Here is a 19,107-nt window from a genome sequence, read left to right on the forward strand (position 1 = left end):
ATTTTGGCAGATTAATTAAAAACTAAACAAACCGGAGCACCAACATCGATTCTTTTACCACTATCGGTTAATTTACCCGTTATTTTGTTGCGGTTAAAAATAACAATGTCATTGGTATACTGATGTCCGATCAATAAGAATTTTCCGCTTGGATCAATCGTAAAATTTCTTGGTCCTTTTCCCAGGGTACTTACCGTTTCAATAAATTTCAATTTTCCGTTAGGTAAGATAGAGAATGCAGAAATGCTATTGGCATCACCACGGTTGGTTTCGTATAGGAATTTTCCATCGTCAGAAACGTGGATGTCTGCCCCGTCAACCTTGCCGGTAAAATCTTTTGGGGTTGTGCCGATCTCCTGAATTTTGGTCAAACTTCCATCTGCATAAGCAAAAACAGTTATACCGCCGTTAAATTCGTGTGCTAAATAAGCAAATTTTCCATTCGGACTAAAAGTAATGTGTCTTGGGCCAGTGCCTGCATTGGTTTTAAGCACCGATTTTACCGTTAATATTTTTTCTTTCGAGGTTGGATTATAATTGTAAATATAAGTTTGATCTTCGCCCAGGTCGTTAACAATTAAGTATTTATGGTCTGGTGTAAATTTTGTCATGTGCACATGAGCGCTTTCCTGTCTGCCTTTAGGATCGATGCTTTTTCCGGTATGTTTAATGATCTGTAAGGCTTCTGTTAAAGATCCATCAACTTTTCGTGAAAATACCGCTAAACTGCCACCGCTATAATTGGCTACAATTACGTTTTTAGCATCAACTGTAATAAAGCAGGGATCGGCACCATGACTGTCAACTTTGTTTAAAAAAGTTAAATCGCCTGTTTTGGCATCATATTTAAATGCGCTTACTGTACTGGTAGCTCCGGTTTCGTTAACGACATAAACAAATTTGTTATCAGGTGAAATGGTTATGTAACTTGGATTAGCGGTGTTTTTTGTAATACTTTTTATGCTTGTAGCTGCTGTTAAGGCATTAAAGTTGTAAGTATAAATCCCTTCACTCTTTCCTGGTGCAGTATAGGTGCCGACAATGAAATTATAGTTGGTTTTTTGAGCGAAACTAAGGGTCGATAATATAGAAAGTATCAGCAATGGACTAAGTTTTTTCATGAAACGATGATATTGATTTTAACAAATATAAAGAAAGTTGGTCACGGAGGCATATAAAACACGGAAGATGTTTCTTAATTATTAGAGACTATTCAATGGATGCCTGCGCTGTGACCCTCGTGCTTTTTCTCTGTGTACCTGGTGGTAAAAAACAATAAACAAAAAAGGCAGCCAATCGGCTGCCTTATGTATTATTTTATTAAATGTTTAATCTGAATCAGTTCATGTTCTTCAAGATAGCGCCATCTGCCACGTGGCAGGTCTTTCTTTGTTAAATTGCCATAAACTACACGGTCTAATTTTTCTACATTATAACCTAAGTGTTCGAAAATACGGCGAACAATCCTGTTTTTACCACTGTGGATCTGGATACCGATTTCTTTCTTGGTTCCACCTGCAACGTAAGAAATGTTATCAGGTTTAATCAAACCATCTTCTAACTCTAAACCAAAGGCAATCTTGTTTAAATCGCCTTGTGATAAAGATTTATCCAGTTCGACATTGTAAATTTTAGTGATACCGTTTTTAGGGTGTGATAATTTATCGGCTAAATCACCATCGTTTGTCATTAACAACAAGCCTGTGGTATTGCGATCTAAACGTCCAACCGGGTAAATACGCTCACGACTGGCTTTATCAACCAATTGCATTACCGTACGGCGTTCCTGTGGATCGTCGGTAGTGGTGATGTAATCTTTTGGTTTGTTTAATAAAACGTAAACTTTTTTCTCGCGTTTTAATAATTCGCCGTTATAACGAACCAAATCCTTTGCAGGGTCAACTTTATGTCCCAGTTCGGTAACCGCTTCGCCGTTTACGGTAATAATACCTGCAATAATTAACTCATCGGCTTTACGACGAGAGCAGATGCCTGCATTTGAAATATATCTGTTTAGGCGGATTAAGCCTTTATCTTCGTTTGTTTTACGGCCCTGAGTAATAACAGTGCGCTCCGGGCGGTTAAATTCTGTATCTCTTGGCTGTGCCTCCTCACGTTTTCTAAACGGACGGGTATCACCTTCCTTTGGTTCTCTGGGCTTTACATCTCTTGAACTTCCAGCACTTGGCTTGAAATCATCTGATTTGCCTCTTGATTTGTAATCTTTATAGCCACCCTCTCTTGGTTTGTAATCTCTTGATCCACCATCCCTCGATTTAAAGTCGCGGTCGCCAGTTCTCGGTTTAAAATCTCTCGAATCTCCATCCTTAGATTTGAAATCACGCTCTCCTGTTCTTGGCTTATAATCTCTTGCACCACCTTCTCTTGGTTTAAAATCCCTGTCTCCTGTTCTTGGTTTGTAATCTCTAGATCCACCTTCTCTCGATTTGAAATCGCGGTCGCCGGTTCTTGGCTTGTAATCTCTTGATTTACCTTCTCTTGGTTTAAAACCACGGTCTTCTGCTCCTGAATCTTTAGATTTAAACTCACGATCGCCGAATTTAAAACTCTGTGGCTCCGAATCTTTTGATTTGAAATCACGTCCGCCTGATCTTGGTTTGAAATCTTTTTTGTCTCCGAAAGATTTTGATTTGAAATCTTTACCGTCTGCGCTTCTGGGTCTGAAGCCTTCTTTTGAATCGGATGATTTTTTGAATTTGCTGTCTTTGTCGTCTGATCTTTTTCTGTCAGACCCGGCCGAACTACTTCTGCCTTCTGTTCTCCGACTGCCTGGTTTGGACTTGTCATCCCGACTGTTCCTGTTGTTTTTATTTATCATGATACGCTTTTAACGCATTAAAAATGCGGGCTGCAAATTTATGAAAAAATGATGAACATAACAATTTTAGCAGCTGAAAAATTAGATAAAAAAATAGCCTCTAATATAGGGAAATTTGCCTGAAAATCAAAAATTAAAACCCACGTTTAAAGCACTTTAAAGGCTGATTTTTGGGCTTATTCTTGTAACTGTTTGATAATGTGCTTATTATTTTTTACCTTTGCCAACGTTTTTATATAAGTTCACCAAAAAAAGGAGGAAAATGTTAAAGAAACACATCGTACCATTTGCGGTAGTGGCAACACTATTTATCTTGGCAAAAGTGTTCGCTTACCAAATGCCCTTAGCACAAAAAAGTCTTTTAAAAGAAGAAAAATTAAACACTACAATACCCAAATCTGATAGCCTGAAAGTAGAAAACGAGGAAGCCCCTCAATCTTTAATGGCACAGTTGAATTTCGCGGAAGAAACCCTGCCATTAGGCGATAAAAAGGTAGAACGCAAAATGAAAAAAATTCTTGCAGCACACACTTACGGAAATACCCAAACCAACCGCCTGCACGCAAAAGCAGCAAAATGGTTTCCTGTAATTGAACCCATTCTCGCTGCTTACGGAATCCCGAACGATTTTAAGTATTTGGCATTGGTCGAATCTGGAATGGCGGAAGGGGTTTCTCCAAAAGGTGCAGCCGGAATCTGGCAGTTTATGCCTGGCACAGCCCGTACCTATGGATTAAGAGTAAATGGAAATGTTGATGAGCGCTATAACCTGCGCAAATCGACCATTGCAGCCTGTAAATACATTAAAGAAATGTATAAAGGTTTAGAAAGCTGGACATTGGTAGCTGCGGCTTACAATGTTGGCGACGGACGCTTACGCAAGCAGATCAATAATCAAAATCAGGATAATTACTACAAAATGAGGCTTAACCGCGAAACCGGTGGCTATGTTTATAAAGTAATTTCTATGAAACAGATTATGGAACATCCGAAACGTTACGGTTACGCAAAACCGAGAGTGTTATTGGCCTATAACGGCGGATAATATAATTAAGATAAAGACAAGCATTTGGTAAGGCGTCCCGGTTTTCAATCGGGACGCTTTTTATTTAGGGTGATTTCACAGATCGTTGGATTACACAGGTTTGTTTTGCTGATAGATGTTTTCTTTATCGCAAAGCCACGAGTAGTTTTTCTCACCACGATAACCAATGAACAGTTTACAGTTGGCAATTTGCAATCACAATGAAACGATTGAACAGTTTACAATTGGCAATTACTAATGAACAAATGACTCATGAACTATTGAACAGTTCTTCAGTTGGGAATTTGCAGTTACCAATTAACAAATGACCAATGAACCAATGAACAGTTTTCGGTTGGCAATTTGCAGTTACCAATGAACAAATGACCAATGAACTATTGAACTAATAAACCAATTTCCTTTCTTTGTATCATGTTCAAACTGCGCATTAATAAAATCATCAATCAGCCCGGCGATAATATTACTTTTCAATTTGAAGAGGTAGATCAATACCCAAAATATTTGGCAGGACAGTTTTTATCGTTGGTTTTTCAGGGGAAACATAAAGAGGTGAGAAGATCGTATTCTTTTAATAGTTCTCCAGATGTAAATGAACCTTTGGCTATTACGGTAAAGCGGGTAGAGAATGGAGAAATTTCAAGGTTTTTGCATCATAAAACTTCAGTAAATGATATTCTTTTGGCTCAGGAACCGCAGGGTTTGTTTAGTTATTTGCCTGAAGAAAATTTAGAGCGTGATCTTTTTCTTTTTGCTGCGGGAGTCGGCATTACACCTTTGTTCTCGATTATGAAAACGGCATTGGTACGCGAAAAGAAATCTTTGATCACATTAATATATAGTAACCGGTCGAAAGAAGAAACTTTGTTTTATGATGAACTGATCGAATGGCAACAGCAATACCCCGATAGGTTAAAAATTGTCTGGATTTTTAGCAACAGCAAAAACTTAATGACTGCCAGGCTGAACAAGTTCTATATCGAGAAATTAATCAAAGAACATTTACATTTCGATCGGGATAATGCGCTGTTTTATAGTTGCGGACCAATAATCTACATGGATTTATGCCGGATCACCTTATTGGGTATGGGTTTCGATATCAAACAGATCAAAAGGGAGACTTTTGTGCTGCCGGAAGATGAGGTTGATGAGGACGATAGTTCTGAAAAAATAGTCGATAAAAATACGTATTCGGTTGTTTTAAATTTTAAAGGGGAATCATATAATCTTGAAGTGCCCTGGCCAAAGCGGATTTTAGATGTAGCACTCGAAAATAAAATTAAACTTCCTTACAGTTGCCGTGGCGGCGTATGCAGCACCTGCGTGGCCAATTGTACCAAAGGTGGGGTAAGGATGGATTACAACGAAGTGCTTACCGATGATGAACTGGAAAGAGGAAGAGTGCTGGTTTGTACGGGTCACCCAACTGAAAATGGAACGACGATAGAGTGGTAGGTTAGTTCACTGGTTCAATCGTTCATTGGTCATTCGTTTACAGCTTCATTGCTTAACGTGGCGTTCATCGTTGCATCGTCATCTCGAGCGGAGAGTAACGGAGCCGAGAGATCTTTTGGATGTGCTTAATTATTGAAATCTAACCTAATTCTCCGGTGAGGTGGAAACTAACTGTTGATCTGTAATCTTCGTGATTTTTTAAGTTTTGTATCATTTGATTAGCGATTGTTATTTTCTCTAAAAATACAAAACCGTTGTCTCATTATCAGCGTTTATCTGATATGACGAAAACTTTTTTTACGCTTATCATCTGCTTCATCTGTTTACAATCCTTTGCTCAGGATTCAATAGCAATAAAAAGAGAATTTGCCAATAAAGAATATATTCATCTATACAAAGAAAATGCTGATTTAGCCTATACGGCGCCGGGTGGCGAATTGGGCGCACCTTCAAAATATGTAATCAACGGTCGGCTCACCACCACTTATATGCTTTTTGGTAGTTATAAATCGCCCATTGCTTTTGCAATTATCCCTGATTTTACGGTACGGGTGCGGACAGAATTTTCGGCTGCTGTACGAACGCCGAGTTACCGTTTGGGCGGAGCACTTTATGCCAGGTTAAATCCCGATCCCGAACATTATAAATATGCTGAATTGGCTTTTACCCACCATTCAAACGGTCAGGATCAGTCTGCCTTTAATCCTGATGGAACAATTAACACCCGCACCGGAAATTTTAATGCAAATTATTTAACGCTTTCTTATCGCTTTGGAGATTTTACACCTGTTAATACCGATCAAAGCTATTATTCTTTCAATCATCGCGTCGGTTTGCAATGGTATAAGTTTTTCAGGTATGAGCCTGCGCTAAATGAAGGTTTCGGATTTACAAGAGTGCTGTACGGATTCTCCTGGCGCAGGTATGATGAAACCGAAAAAAATGCCCGGAATAAGCAAAAAGTAAAAACCGAAAAAGAAACCTGGCGTTTAAATACCGAGTTATCTTATGCCGTAAATAAAATTCCATCCAAAAATTTTGACAATATTCAGAAGAGGCTTAATGCTGAAATCAATTTTAATTACAGTTTTCCGTTTATGAACAATGTGTTTCTAATGGCGGCGGTAGGCTATTATGGCGAAGATAATTACAATATCTATTTTCAGGATCATTATGGTTATGTGCGCTTTGGCTTATCATCTGGTTTCCTTAGAAATAGAAGCCGACATTATGACAATTAATAGGTAATACAGATTGGTTTTGACTTTCTTTTTGATAAAATTTTTAGCATTTTTGCGGATTGAAATCCGGTCTTTTTAAAGGCCTGGTTTTGGCCCCAACTTTAAATGAAATATGAGCAATAAATCTATCGACCTCGGCGAGCAAAAAGATGTAGAAGTATATGGTGCGAGGGTACATAATTTAAAGAATATAGATGTTAGTTTTCCGCGCAACGAGCTTGTGGTAATCACGGGTTTAAGTGGCAGCGGTAAATCATCATTGGCTTTCGATACCATTTATGCCGAAGGTCAGCGCCGTTATATGGAAACATTTAGCGCTTACAGCCGCCAGTTTATGGGAGGCATGGAGCGCCCGGATGTAGATAAAGTATCAGGATTAAGTCCGGTTATTGCCATTGAGCAGAAAACCACCAGCAAAAATCCGCGCTCAACCGTGGGTACCATTACCGAAATTTACGATTTTATGCGTTTGCTTTATGCGCGTGTTGCCGATGCTTACTCGTACAATACCGGTGAGAAAATGGAGCGTATGAGCGAAGACCAGATCCTGCAGAACATCTTCAATAAATTTGATGGTTTAGCTGTAAATATCCTTGCTCCGGTAGTTAAAGGCAGAAAGGGGCATTACCGTGAACTTTTTGAGCAGATCCGTAAGCAGGGTTATGTAAAAGTGCGTGTAGATGGAGAAATAAAAGATATTACTGCTAAAATGCAGGTAGATCGTTATAAAATCCACGATATTGAAGTGGTGATCGATCGCCTGATCATTGACGTGAAAGATAAAAAACGCCTGCTCGATTCATTGCAGATTGCAATGAAAATGGGTAAAGGAGTAATCAAAATCAGCGATAAAGATAATAACGTAGCGCACTTTAGTAAGTTTTTGATGTGCCCAACCACGGGTATTTCTTATGACGAACCTCAACCCAATAGTTTTTCGTTCAACTCGCCTTATGGCGCCTGCGAACGTTGTGATGGTTTGGGTTATATTTTTGTAGTCGATAAAGATTCGGTTATCCCTAACCCCAAACTCAGTATTTTAAACGGTGGTTTGGCTCCATTGGGCGAATACCGCGACATCTGGATGTTTCAGGTATTAAAAGCGCTGGCCAAAAAATACAGCTTCTCACTTTCTACGCCCATTGAAAAATTAAACGATGAAGTGATCAATATCATTTTAAACGGTTCACCCGATTTGATCAAGGTTGAGGTTGAATACAATAAATGGAACGTTCAGAATTATAACATCACATTTGATGGGATAATTAAAATGCTCGAAGAGCAGAACGAAAAGAGGAGCGAATCAGCATCCGACGATATGGACGAGTTCAGGAAACTGAAAACCTGTCCGGAATGCCATGGTGCACGCTTGAAAAAAGAAAGCCTGCATTTTAAAGTTGATGGCAAAAACATTTTCGAACTTTCATCGATGGATATCAATAATCTTCATCAGTGGTTCGAAAAAGTTGATGAACGTTTGTCTGACCGCCAGAATATTATCGCCAAAGAAATTTTAAAAGAGATTAAAGCCAGGATCGGTTTTTTAACTGATGTAGGTTTAACTTATTTAACCTTAGACCGGACGGCCCGTACACTTTCAGGTGGTGAGGCGCAGCGTATCCGTTTGGCCACACAGATTGGTTCGCAGCTGATGAACGTCATGTACATCCTCGATGAGCCCAGTATCGGTCTGCACCAGCGTGATAATGAACGTTTGATTAATGCACTAAAAAATCTCCGCGACCTGGGAAATACCGTTTTAGTGGTAGAGCACGATAAGGATATGATTTTGGAAGCCGACTGGGTAATTGATGTGGGCCCTGGTGCCGGTATCCATGGAGGTACTGTTGTAGCCGAAGGAACAGCTGCGCAGATCCTGAAATCGAACACCTTAACTGCCGATTATTTGAATGGCAAAAGGCAGATTGAAACACCAAAATTCCGCAGGAAAGGCAACGGACATAAACTATCGCTTATTAAAGCAACCGGACATAACCTGAAAGAGGTTTCAGTAGATTTTCCTTTGGGTAAATTTATTGCCGTAACCGGAGTTTCAGGTAGTGGTAAATCGAGTTTAATTACCGAAACTTTATATCCTATTTTAAACCATCATTTCTTTAGGGCCAAAAAAACGCCTTTGCCTTACGAAAAAATCAATGGCTTAAAAGAAATTGATAAGGTAATCGAGATTGATCAGGCACCGATTGGCAGAACACCACGTTCTAATCCTTCTACCTATACTGGGGTTTTCTCTGATATCAGGAATCTGTTTGTTCAATTGCCTGAAGCGAAAATTCGTGGTTACAAACCCGGCCGTTTCTCTTTCAATGTTAAAGGTGGGCGCTGCGAAACCTGTCAGGGAGCCGGCTTGAAGGTGATCGAAATGAATTTTTTACCTGATGTGCAGGTGCCTTGCGAAGAGTGCGGTGGAAGAAGATACAACAGGGAAACTTTAGAGGTACGTTTCCGTGGAAAATCGATCAGTGATGTATTGGATATGAGTATCGAAGATGCCTGTACTTTCTTTGAAAATATTCCGATCATCTATAGAAAGATCAAAACCTTAAAAGATGTTGGTTTAGGTTATATTACTTTGGGCCAATCGTCGGTTACTTTATCCGGAGGGGAGGCGCAACGTGTAAAACTGGCGACGGAGCTTTCGAAAAAAGATACCGGAAAGACCTTTTATATTTTAGATGAGCCTACAACAGGACTTCACTTTGAAGATATTAACGTGCTTTTGGGCGTATTGCAGGAGCTGGTTGATAAAGGAAATACCATTTTGGTGATCGAACATAATTTAGATGTGGTTAAAGTTGCCGATTGGGTGATTGATTTAGGCGAAGAAGGAGGTGCTGGCGGTGGAAGGATTTTGTTTGAAGGTACACCAGAAGGTTTGATCCAGAACCCGATTAGTTTAACCGGAAAATTTTTGAAAAAGGAAATGGAATGGATGCCGCAGAACGGAAAGTCCGAAGGCGGAAGTCCGGAGTCCAAAGTCAAAGCACCGAAAAAAAGCAAGGCCGAAAAGAAATAGAACTCCTCTTATGTAAAGTATCAAGAGCAGCAAATCCATCTTGATACTTAATTCTAAATACTTGATACTATAACATAACATGCTTTTTACCGATACCCATACCCATTTATATTACGAGCAGGATGCCGAGAAACAGGCGCAGCTAATGGAACGTTGTTTTGAAAGCGATGTAAACCGTTTGTTTTTGCCCAATGTTGACGTGAAATCGATCACGATGATTGATGACCTGGTGGCAAAATACCCTGAAAATTGTTTTGCAATGGCCGGCCTGCATCCTTGTGATGTAAAGGAAGATTATCAGGCGCTATTGGATGAAATATATACAAGTATTGCCGGGCGGAAAATTTATGCCATTGGCGAAATCGGGATCGATTTATATTGGGATAAAACTACTTTAACTATCCAGCAAGATGCCTTCCACAAACAGATTGGCTGGGCAAAAGAGTTAGAGCTGCCGATTGTAATCCATTGCAGAGAAGCTTTTGATGAAGTTTTTGAAGTATTGGAAAGTGAACGTGATGAAAAATTGCGAGGTATATTCCATTGTTTCACCGGTAATTTGGCCCAGGCAAAACAAGCCATTGACCTTAATTTTTATTTAGGCATTGGTGGTGTGGTCACTTATAAAAAAGCGGGTTTGGACCTGGTATTGGCAGCTATTCCTTTGACTGATCTGGTTTTAGAAACCGATTCTCCCTACCTGGCACCGGTTCCTTTCCGTGGTAAACCTAACGAGAGCAGTTACCTGGTTTATATCGCACAAAAACTGGCTGATATTTATGGCGTTTCTATTGAAGAAATAGCGGATGTAACTACAGAAAATTCGAAAAAGATTTTTGGAGTCTAGGATTGAGTCCTCAGTCGGGTTTAGGTCGGTCGTCATTTCGACTGGAGCGTAGCGTAATGGAGAAATCTGCTGAGGTATCTCTAATGCAGGATAATGATATTATTGATTTCTTATATTGTAAAATATTGACTATAATTTTATTGTTTTGGTAAAAAATTAATGTTTTTTAGCTTTTTTATTGCTAATTTAAAAATATCGCCGAATCATTTATAAATTTTTAGTTTCTTTGCGCTGAGCAACCTTCACTAAACCAAATGACCAAAATACTTATAATTTATACCGGTGGTACCATCGGTATGGTTAACGATCCTACAAACGGGATGTTGATTCCGTTTGATTTCCAGCAGATAAAAGAAAACGTTCCGGAACTGGGCCGTTTAGATTACCAGTTAGATGTACACTCTTTCAATCCGGTTTTAGATTCATCAAACATGGATCCTGAAATATGGAAAACATTGGCCGAACTGGTTTACAATAAATATGACCAGTACGATGGCTTTGTGATTTTGCACGGTTCTGATACCATGGCTTTTACAGCTTCGGCACTGAGTTTCATGCTCGAAAACCTCGATAAACCTGTTGTTTTAACCGGTTCGCAATTGCCTATTGGCGAAATCAGGACTGATGCCAAAGAAAATTTAATTACTGCTTTAGAGATAGCTGCTACCAAAGAAGATGGTAAAGCATTATTTCCGGAGGTTTGCATTTATTTTGATGCACAATTGTTCAGGGGCAACCGTTCTATTAAATACAATAGCGAGAAGTTTGAAGCCTTCCGTTCGCCAAATTATCCGGTACTTGCAGAAGCTGGAGTACATTTACAGTTTCACAGAAATTATATTTTAAAAGCTACCGGCGGTGAATTAAAATTGCATACCAGTTTTAATTCGAATATTGGTGTGCTTAAATTATATCCGGGAATTACACCACAAGCCGTTCAGGCCATCACAGATTCTAAGGTTGATGCCATCATTTTAGAAACTTTTGGCTCAGGTAATACCTCCACTGCACAATGGTTTTTAGATAGTTTGCGCCAGGCCATTTTAAATGGAAAAATCATTATCGATATCTCTCAGTGTAAAAAAGGATCGGTGCAGCTTGGTCGCTATGAAACCAGTAGGGAATTGTTAAAAATGGGCATTGTAAGCGGTTACGATTTAACTTTTGAAGCTACCGTAACCAAACTGATGTTCGTAATGGGCTTGGGTTTATCAGTTGAAGAAAGCCGGAAATTGATGGATGAATCGTTGCGGGGAGAGCTAACAAAGGAATAATGTTTCCAGCGTTTATAATATTTTTTTTTAAGGAAATGAGCAGTTCCGCTCTTTTGGAGGTTTTTAGTCCCGCTCACGTTTCTGCCGATGAAGAATCGGCATCTCGCTTCGATCGGGTTTAGAGACAAAGGATAAGTACAATTGGCTAAACCTAGCAAAGTGCAGTATTTGGCATGATGTAAGGAACAGGCCTTTCGGTTATAAACCTGACAGTAGCGGCAGCTCCCGATTTTTTTATCGGGACTAAAGCGAATGGCAGGGCTTCACTGGCCAAGATCAACAAAAACGTTCGTTTTCAAATAAAAAGGATTAAGATTTAGCATTACTAAATTTAATATCTAGATAAGCTGTATCATGCACTACAATAAGTAAAACTTCTGCAATTATGACCAACATCATTTCGATTATAAGTATTTAGCCCTATTTTTGCTGTGAAAAGGGTGTAAGGCGAAAGGTTTAAGGCGTAAGGTTGTGTCTTGATACTCACTTCTCCATACTTGATACTCAACACCCCGATACTTATTAAACATGAAAATAGAACAGATATATACAGGTTGCCTGGCAGAAGCCGCTTATTACATAGAAAGTGATGGCGAAGCTGCAATTATTGATCCTTTAAGAGAAGTTGCGACGTATTTAAAGAAAGCAGAAAAAGCTGGTGCCACCATTAAATATATTTTCGAAACGCATTTTCATGCCGATTTTGTTTCCGGTCACGTAGATTTGGCAGAAAAATCGGGAGCTGAAATTATCTACGGTCCAACTGCCAAAACTGAATTTAAATCGCATATCGCCAAAGATGGCGAACAATTTAGAATCGGTAAGTTAACCATAACTGCATTACATACCCCTGGGCATACCTTAGAATCGACTACTTATCTCTTAACTGATGAAAATGGTAAAGACCATTGTATTTTTAGTGGTGATACTTTGTTTATCGGTGATGTAGGCCGTCCGGATTTAGCGCAAAAAGGAAATTTAACAATGGATGATTTGGCCGGAATGCTTTACGATTCGTTAAATGAAAAGATAAAACCCTTAGCTGATGATGTAGTTGTTTACCCGGCTCACGGCGCTGGTTCGGCCTGTGGTAAGAGCATGAGTAAAGAAACGTTTGACACTTTAGGCCATCAGAAACAGGTTAATTATGCTTTAAAGGCGGAAACGAAAGAACAGTTTATTGCCGAAGTAACGGATGGTATTATGCCACCTCCTCAATATTTTGCTAAAAATGCCGCGATTAATAAAGGTGGGGTTGAAAGCATTGATGATGTTTACGAAAAAGGACTAAATGCCTTAACTCCTCAACAATTTGAAGATCTGGCCAACCAAACTGGTGCAATTATGCTCGATACCCGCGATCCGCAGCTTTTCGCAAAAGGTTTTATCCCAAATTCGATCAATATTGGTTTAAACGGTCAGTTTGCACCATGGGTTGGGGCTTTGATTACCGATTTACAACAACCGATTTTATTAATTGCCGACCAGGGCAAAGAAGAAGAAACGATTACCCGTTTAACCCGTGTAGGGTATGATAGTACCATTGGTTATTTGGATGGCGGTTTCGAAAACTGGACAGCTACCGGCAAAGAAATCGATACCATTGAATCTATTTCGGCAGAAGCTTTTGAGCAGGCGGCATCAAATGATGAAATTACGGCGCTTGATGTGCGTAAACCAGGTGAATATGAATCAGAACATTTAGAATTTACGCTTAGCCGTCCATTGGATTTTATTAACGAATGGACTGGTGAGATTAATCCGAAAGCGACCTATTATATTCATTGTGCAGGTGGTTATCGCTCCATGATTGCGGCTTCTATTTTAAAATCGCGTGGAGTAGAAAATGTAATTGATATAGCTGGGGGTTATGGTGCGATAAAAAATACCGGTTTAAAAAGAACCGATTTCGCCTGCCCAAGTAAAGCAATGAAAGTATAAAATTAAAAGAGATCGTCATTTCGAGCGGAACGCAGTGCAGCCGAGGAATCTATTTAAACGGATCTCTCCATTCCGCGATGCTCCATCCGATAGCTATTGGATCGAGATGACGACCACTCTTAAAAGCGAATTAAAAAATTTGGATGTCAGACAATCAAAATCATTACGACGTATTAATTATAGGTGCCGGCCCGATAGGGATGGCTTGTGCAATTGAAGCCAAAAAAGCAAATCTAAGCTATGTCATTATAGAAAAAGGCGCTTTGGTGAACAGTTTGTTTAACTATCCGGTATTTATGACATTCTTTTCTACCTCGCAAAAGTTAGAGATAGGGGGCGTACCTTTTGTAACCATCAGCCCGAAGCCAAATCGTAACGAAGCCGTAGAATATTATAGACGTGTTGCCGAAAAATTTGATTTAAACATCCATCTTTTCGAAAGGGTAGAACAGGTGTTTAAGAATGATAATAATCTTTTCGAAATCAAGACTGCTAAAGCCAATTATGTGGCTGGTAATGTGATTGTGGCCACAGGATTTTACGATGTACCTTTATTAATGAATGTACCAGGTGAAGACCTGCCCAAAGTGACCCATTATTATAAAGATCCACACTTATATGCCTTCCAAAATGTAGTGGTGGTTGGTGCCAATAACTCGGGTGTTGACGCCGCTTTAGAAACTTATCGCAAAGGTGCCAATGTAACCATGGTGGTGAGGAGTGGTGAACTTGGTCCCCATGTTAAATATTGGGTTCGCCCTGATATACAGAACAGGATTAAAGAAGGTGAAGTTACTGCCCTTTTCGATTCTGAACTTGTTGAAATAAGGGAAGGTGAAGTGGATATCAAAACACCGGAAGGGATAAGAACCATTCCAAATGATTTTGTAATTGCCATGACGGGCTATCAGCCAGACTTTTCGATGTTAAGAAAATTCGGTATCAACCTGCCTGAAAGCCTTTGTCCATCCTACAACGAAGAAACCATGGAAACCAACGTAAAGGGTTTGTACCTGGCTGGTGTAGTTTGCGGTGGATTAGATACGCACAAACTGTTTATCGAAAACTCGAGAGTACATGCGGAAATGATTGTGAAGAATATTTTGGGTTAGTGTCTTACGAAGTTTATCCGGGAGATTAGTGATGGAATAACTTCTTAAGTCTGTACTAAATTCCTGAAATCATTTTCTTCGATTTCCCATATTTATAAGCTACGGATAACATCATGATCACTACTGCGATCTGCAGTATAAGTACAGCTTTAGATACGATTGTTAAAATAATGAAGTTTTGTTTGAATTGATGGATTTTGGGTTGAGCAGACAATGGAGGATAAATGGTCCAGCCGTTATTATTGTATGGATTAAAAAATGGCAAAAGCTGTACCGCCAATGATGCCAGGACGATTAAAATAAAGCCTAAAAAGAAAATAAATGAACGCTGAATCTTTCTGCGAAATGAATATTTAAGTTCTTTAAAATAATAAACAAAAAAGGAAATAATGATAAAACAGGATATCCATGCATGTCCTGTTTTAATAACGAAATAAGTGTCATGAAGGTTGATATCCTGGTCAAAATTTCCTAATAATACGATGAACATATAATATGATACTACTGCACAGCCTAAAAGCCATGCTATTTCAAGCAGTATAGGTTTGATTTCCATGATGAGAAAGATTTAGATAAGCTTTATGTATAGTTGTATTAATTAGGCCGATCGTCATCTCGACTCAAGCGCAGCGAAATGGAGAGATCTATTTAAACAGATTTTGCTTCGCAGAGCCTTCGGGTTCTCGACTCCGTTGCACTCCGATCGAAATGACGACCACTCTTTTAGAATTATAAATCATTATCAATAAACAGGAACCTTCAGTCTACTCTCTACAAAACTTTCAATAGCTTTTTCCACTCCTGGCAAATCCTTCGAAGTAATATAAGATCCCATTACATGGTTACCTGCATTGGGTATTGCTACTTTTCTCTTTAAATTATTAGGAGTACCCAATTCATCGAACATTTTCAGCATGGCATCTACCCGTACTACAGGATCCTGTTCCAGCTCATTTTTATAATAATAAAGCAGTAAAACAGGTTGTTTTACCTTTTTAAAGGTTGGTTTGAGCATGCTGCTTTCTATAAATTCTTCCAGTTCTACCAGCGATTCGAGTCGATAATTGGTGTACCAGTATTTTTTGTACTCGTCGGTGCGGTCGTCTACTTTACGTTCATCGCCGCCCACTACTTTACGGGCAATCTGTAATCCCCAGGGATTATTCAGTAGCCAGGCATTTTTATCGTTGATGGCCACATTTGGCGACATTAAAATCAAGCTGTTAATTTCAGGATAGGTTGCCGCTAATTTTAAAGCCACCGTTCCGCCGGTAGAGGTACCCACTAAAATTACTTTTTTGCCCAGTTTTTTGCCGATGGCATAAGCCTGTTTACTGGTTTCCCAAAGGCGGTCAGCCGTGAAATATTGCATAGGCGCCAGGGTATCGATACCGTGATCAGCCAGGCGGGCAAGGTATAAATTGGCATGCAGCGCTTTAGCTAAGTTTAGGTGTACCGGGTTGCCTTCTGTTTTTGATGCCGAAAAACCATGTAAATACACAATGGCATATTCTGTCTGCTGGTGGAGGTTATCAGCCCATACAATTTCAGCTTCGTTGCCGGGTTTTATTTTATGCATGGATTCGATACTGGCTACATAGTTGTCCAGGTCTTCCAGATCGGGCACTTTGGTCAGCTCCTCACTAAATACCGGTTTTTTGGGTTTTGGCCCTAACAAATAACCAGCAATAATAAATGCAGAAAGGCCTATAATTACTTTGTAGCGTTTTTTCATGCCATTAAATATTGGTTTAAATGTAAAATTTGAATTTAAATAAAGCTAATTTTTAGGGGAATTAATTATCACTTTGAGGGGCCTTTTTACCTGCACTGCCCCATCATGTTAAACCTGATAGCGCCAAATAGCCCACAGCCCGAAGCATGAGGGCGAGGACTATGGGCAATAGCAGGAGCAAAGATGTTAAAGATTGCCGTGCCTTGCTTTTCAAATCCTTAATAATAAGCTTGCGGATTACCTTTTTATGGGAAATTAGCTTAAGTTTGCAATCAAAATTTTTCGACTTAATGCCGGGAATCGAACAGATAAAAACACCTATAGCTGCTGATATTAAAGCGTTTGAAAAAACCTTTAAGGAATCTATGCATAGCGACGCACCGTTGCTGGATAGGATTACCCATTATATTGTAAAGCAAAAAGGCAAACAAATGCGACCGATGTTTGTGTTTTTTGCGGCTAAACTGTGCGGCGGAATTACAGAATCAACCCATCGCGGAGCTGCTTTGGTAGAGCTTTTACATACGGCCACTTTGGTACATGATGATGTGGTAGACAATGCTTACGAACGCCGTGGCTTTTTTTCTATCAACGCTTTATGGAAAAATAAAATTGCCGTTTTGGTAGGTGATTATCTGCTGGCTAAGGGATTACTACTTTCGGTAAACAATAATGAGCACCGTTTGTTACAGATTGTATCGGAAGCGGTGAAACAGATGAGTGAAGGTGAGTTGCTGCAGGTAGAAAAGGTACGGAGAATGGACATTTCGGAAGATTTATATTTTGATGTGATCCGACAGAAAACGGCTTCGTTAATTGCTTCCTGCTGTGCTGCGGGTGCTGCTTCAGCTGGTGCTGATGATGCTACGATAGAAAAAATGCGCCTTTTTGGTGAAAAAGTTGGGATTGCCTTTCAGATTAAAGACGATACGTTCGATTTTGGAACCGATGATGTTGGAAAGCCTTTGGGTATTGATATTAAAGAAAAGAAAGTAACCTTGCCTTTAATTTATGCCTTAAATAAAGCGGAGAAGACAGAACGTAAAAAAATGATCAACCTGGTTAAAAACCATCAGGACGATCCGGTTAAAATACAACAGATTATTGATTTCGTAAATGCCCACCAAGGGGTGTATTATGCAAATGAGAAAATGTTGGAGTACCAGCAATCAGCATTTAATATTCTGCACAGTTTTGATGCAGGTGAAGCCAGGACAGGTTTAGAACAGCTTGTACTGTATACCACTGAACGTAAAAAATAATGGGTAACGAATTACTTTTTAGCTTAGGTTTTCTTCTTTTTATTGTACTGATTCTTGCTTTAGACCTTGGTCTTTTTAGCAGGAAAGAGCATGTAGTGAGTTTAAAACAAGCCGGGGTAATGAGTTTGATTATGGTTGCCCTGGCCATCGGCTTTTATTTTATCTTGCTAACTGAAGGCCACCAGCTACATGGAATTAAGTATTTTGCCCACCTGCAAGAGATTGTAACCAAACACCAGCATCATATTAAACTGGTTCCGGGCGATTTTGAAGGGAGTTTGGCGGTTTATAAGCAAAACCTTGGACTGGAGTTTTTAACAGGCTACGTAATTGAGTATGCACTTTCGGTAGATAATATCTTTGTTATCGTGCTTATTTTTTCTGCATTTGCAGTTGAAGAAAAATATTATCACCGCGTATTGTTCTGGGGGATATTGGGCGCCATCATTATGCGTTTCATATTCATTTTTGTAGGTGCAGCGCTGATTACCAAATTTGCCTGGATACTTTATGTTTTTGGAGCTTTCCTGGTATTTACCGGTGTGAAGATGTTTTTCAGTAAGGAAGAAGATGATAAAATTGATCCGGAAAATCACCCTGTAGTGAAATGGGCTTCGAAAATATTTTCCATCCACCCAAAATACGAGGGTAAAAACTTCTTTGTAAAAATAGACCATAAAAGAATGGTTACACCATTGTTTTTGGTACTGTTGATTGTAGAGTTTACCGATCTGTTATTTGCAGTTGATTCTATTCCGGCTATTTTTGCGGTAACGAAAGATCCTTATATTGTATTTTTTTCTAATATTTTTGCTATCATGGGCTTGAGGTCTATGTTCTTTTTACTGGTAAATATTATTCACAAATTCCATTATTTAAAAACCGGATTAGCATTTTTACTGGCTTTTATTGGTGTAAAAATGTTAGGGCATACTTACCTGGAAAAATGGGGATTTACCACTGAGCATTCACTGATTGTGATTTTAAGCATCCTGGTGATTAGCATTGTGGCTTCATTGGTTTTTCCGAAGAAAAAGGTACATGTAAAGCATTAGTTTAAGTTTTGTCATTCTGAGCGCAGCGAAGAATCTTTGACTGCAATCGGAAGGTGTTTCGTAGGTTGCAGATGCTTCGTGCCGACAGTAAACAGAATCATTAGCACGATCGTCATTCTCGCGTAGGCGGGAATCTTAAAGCGGTTGCATTACGATTATTCATAAGTTTCCCTTATTTCAAAGGCATTCATGAGCACTCCGTGGTTCCCAATCGAGTTGGGAATGACGATTTCTCTCAGCCATTACCTGTTGAAAAAAACTGTATTG

14 protein-coding genes are annotated in these 19,107 nt (G+C 39.4%); 10 read left to right on the forward strand and 4 right to left on the reverse strand.

Features of this window, described 5'->3' with window-relative positions:
- Positions 1-11: 11 nt before the first annotated feature.
- Both FFJ24_RS25525 and FFJ24_RS25530 read right to left on the reverse strand, forming a co-directional pair.
- Positions 12-1,121 carry a lactonase family protein gene (locus FFJ24_RS25525; RefSeq protein ID WP_138819967.1) on the reverse strand — a complete coding sequence of 370 codons (1,110 nt, stop codon included), beginning with the start codon at positions 1,119-1,121 and terminating at the stop codon, positions 12-14.
- A gap of 191 nt (positions 1,122-1,312) precedes the next feature.
- A complete protein-coding gene (locus tag FFJ24_RS25530; RefSeq protein ID WP_138819969.1) occupies positions 1,313-2,839 on the reverse strand; it encodes a pseudouridine synthase in 1,527 nt (508 codons plus the stop codon).
- 262 nt (positions 2,840-3,101) lie between these two features.
- Between FFJ24_RS25530 and FFJ24_RS25535 the strand changes: the two genes are divergently transcribed.
- The 8 genes from FFJ24_RS25535 to FFJ24_RS25570 all read left to right on the forward strand — a co-directional run bounded on the left by FFJ24_RS25535 (position 3,102) and on the right by FFJ24_RS25570 (position 14,788).
- Positions 3,102-3,884, forward strand: coding sequence for a lytic transglycosylase domain-containing protein (locus FFJ24_RS25535; RefSeq protein ID WP_138819970.1), 783 nt, complete (start codon positions 3,102-3,104; stop codon positions 3,882-3,884).
- 411 nt (positions 3,885-4,295) lie between these two features.
- A complete protein-coding gene (locus FFJ24_RS25540; protein ID WP_138819972.1) occupies positions 4,296-5,336 on the forward strand; it encodes a ferredoxin--NADP reductase in 1,041 nt (346 codons plus the stop codon).
- Between the two features lie 281 nt (positions 5,337-5,617).
- Positions 5,618-6,577 (forward strand): hypothetical protein, encoded by a 960-nt coding sequence (locus FFJ24_RS25545; protein WP_138819974.1) that lies wholly within the window; start codon positions 5,618-5,620, stop codon positions 6,575-6,577.
- Positions 6,578-6,689: 112 nt separating this feature from the next.
- Positions 6,690-9,614: an excinuclease ABC subunit UvrA gene (gene uvrA, locus FFJ24_RS25550; protein WP_138819976.1), complete on the forward strand. Its 2,925-nt coding sequence runs from the start codon at positions 6,690-6,692 to the stop codon at positions 9,612-9,614.
- A gap of 79 nt (positions 9,615-9,693) precedes the next feature.
- Positions 9,694-10,461 (forward strand): TatD family hydrolase, encoded by a 768-nt coding sequence (locus FFJ24_RS25555; protein ID WP_138819978.1) that lies wholly within the window; start codon positions 9,694-9,696, stop codon positions 10,459-10,461.
- Between the two features lie 254 nt (positions 10,462-10,715).
- Positions 10,716-11,735, forward strand: a complete 1,020-nt coding sequence (locus tag FFJ24_RS25560; protein ID WP_138819980.1) for an asparaginase — start codon at positions 10,716-10,718, stop codon at positions 11,733-11,735.
- A gap of 528 nt (positions 11,736-12,263) precedes the next feature.
- Positions 12,264-13,676 carry a rhodanese-like domain-containing protein gene (locus FFJ24_RS25565; protein WP_138819982.1) on the forward strand — a complete coding sequence of 471 codons (1,413 nt, stop codon included), beginning with the start codon at positions 12,264-12,266 and terminating at the stop codon, positions 13,674-13,676.
- Between the two features lie 143 nt (positions 13,677-13,819).
- Positions 13,820-14,788, forward strand: coding sequence for a YpdA family putative bacillithiol disulfide reductase (locus FFJ24_RS25570; protein ID WP_138819984.1), 969 nt, complete (start codon positions 13,820-13,822; stop codon positions 14,786-14,788).
- 55 nt (positions 14,789-14,843) lie between these two features.
- On the opposite strand, the gene FFJ24_RS25575 is transcribed toward FFJ24_RS25570, so the two are convergent.
- Together FFJ24_RS25575 and FFJ24_RS25580 are read right to left on the reverse strand one after the other, a co-directional pair.
- Positions 14,844-15,344 (reverse strand): hypothetical protein, encoded by a 501-nt coding sequence (locus FFJ24_RS25575; RefSeq protein WP_138819986.1) that lies wholly within the window; start codon positions 15,342-15,344, stop codon positions 14,844-14,846.
- A gap of 186 nt (positions 15,345-15,530) precedes the next feature.
- On the reverse strand, positions 15,531-16,523 hold the full coding sequence (locus FFJ24_RS25580; protein WP_138819988.1) for a carboxylesterase: 993 nt from the start codon (positions 16,521-16,523) through the stop codon (positions 15,531-15,533).
- Positions 16,524-16,813: 290 nt separating this feature from the next.
- Here FFJ24_RS25580 and FFJ24_RS25585 point away from each other — a divergent pair, with 290 nt between their 5' ends.
- Positions 16,814-17,785 carry a polyprenyl synthetase family protein gene (locus FFJ24_RS25585; RefSeq protein WP_138819990.1) on the forward strand — a complete coding sequence of 324 codons (972 nt, stop codon included), beginning with the start codon at positions 16,814-16,816 and terminating at the stop codon, positions 17,783-17,785.
- On the forward strand, positions 17,785-18,840 hold the full coding sequence (locus FFJ24_RS25590; RefSeq protein ID WP_138819992.1) for a TerC family protein: 1,056 nt from the start codon (positions 17,785-17,787) through the stop codon (positions 18,838-18,840). The genes FFJ24_RS25585 and FFJ24_RS25590 overlap by 1 nt, the downstream gene beginning before the upstream one ends.
- Positions 18,841-19,107 lie beyond the last annotated feature (267 nt).

The organism is Pedobacter sp. KBS0701 (genome assembly GCF_005938645.2).
In the GTDB taxonomy this organism is placed as follows: Bacteria; Bacteroidota; Bacteroidia; order Sphingobacteriales; family Sphingobacteriaceae; genus Pedobacter.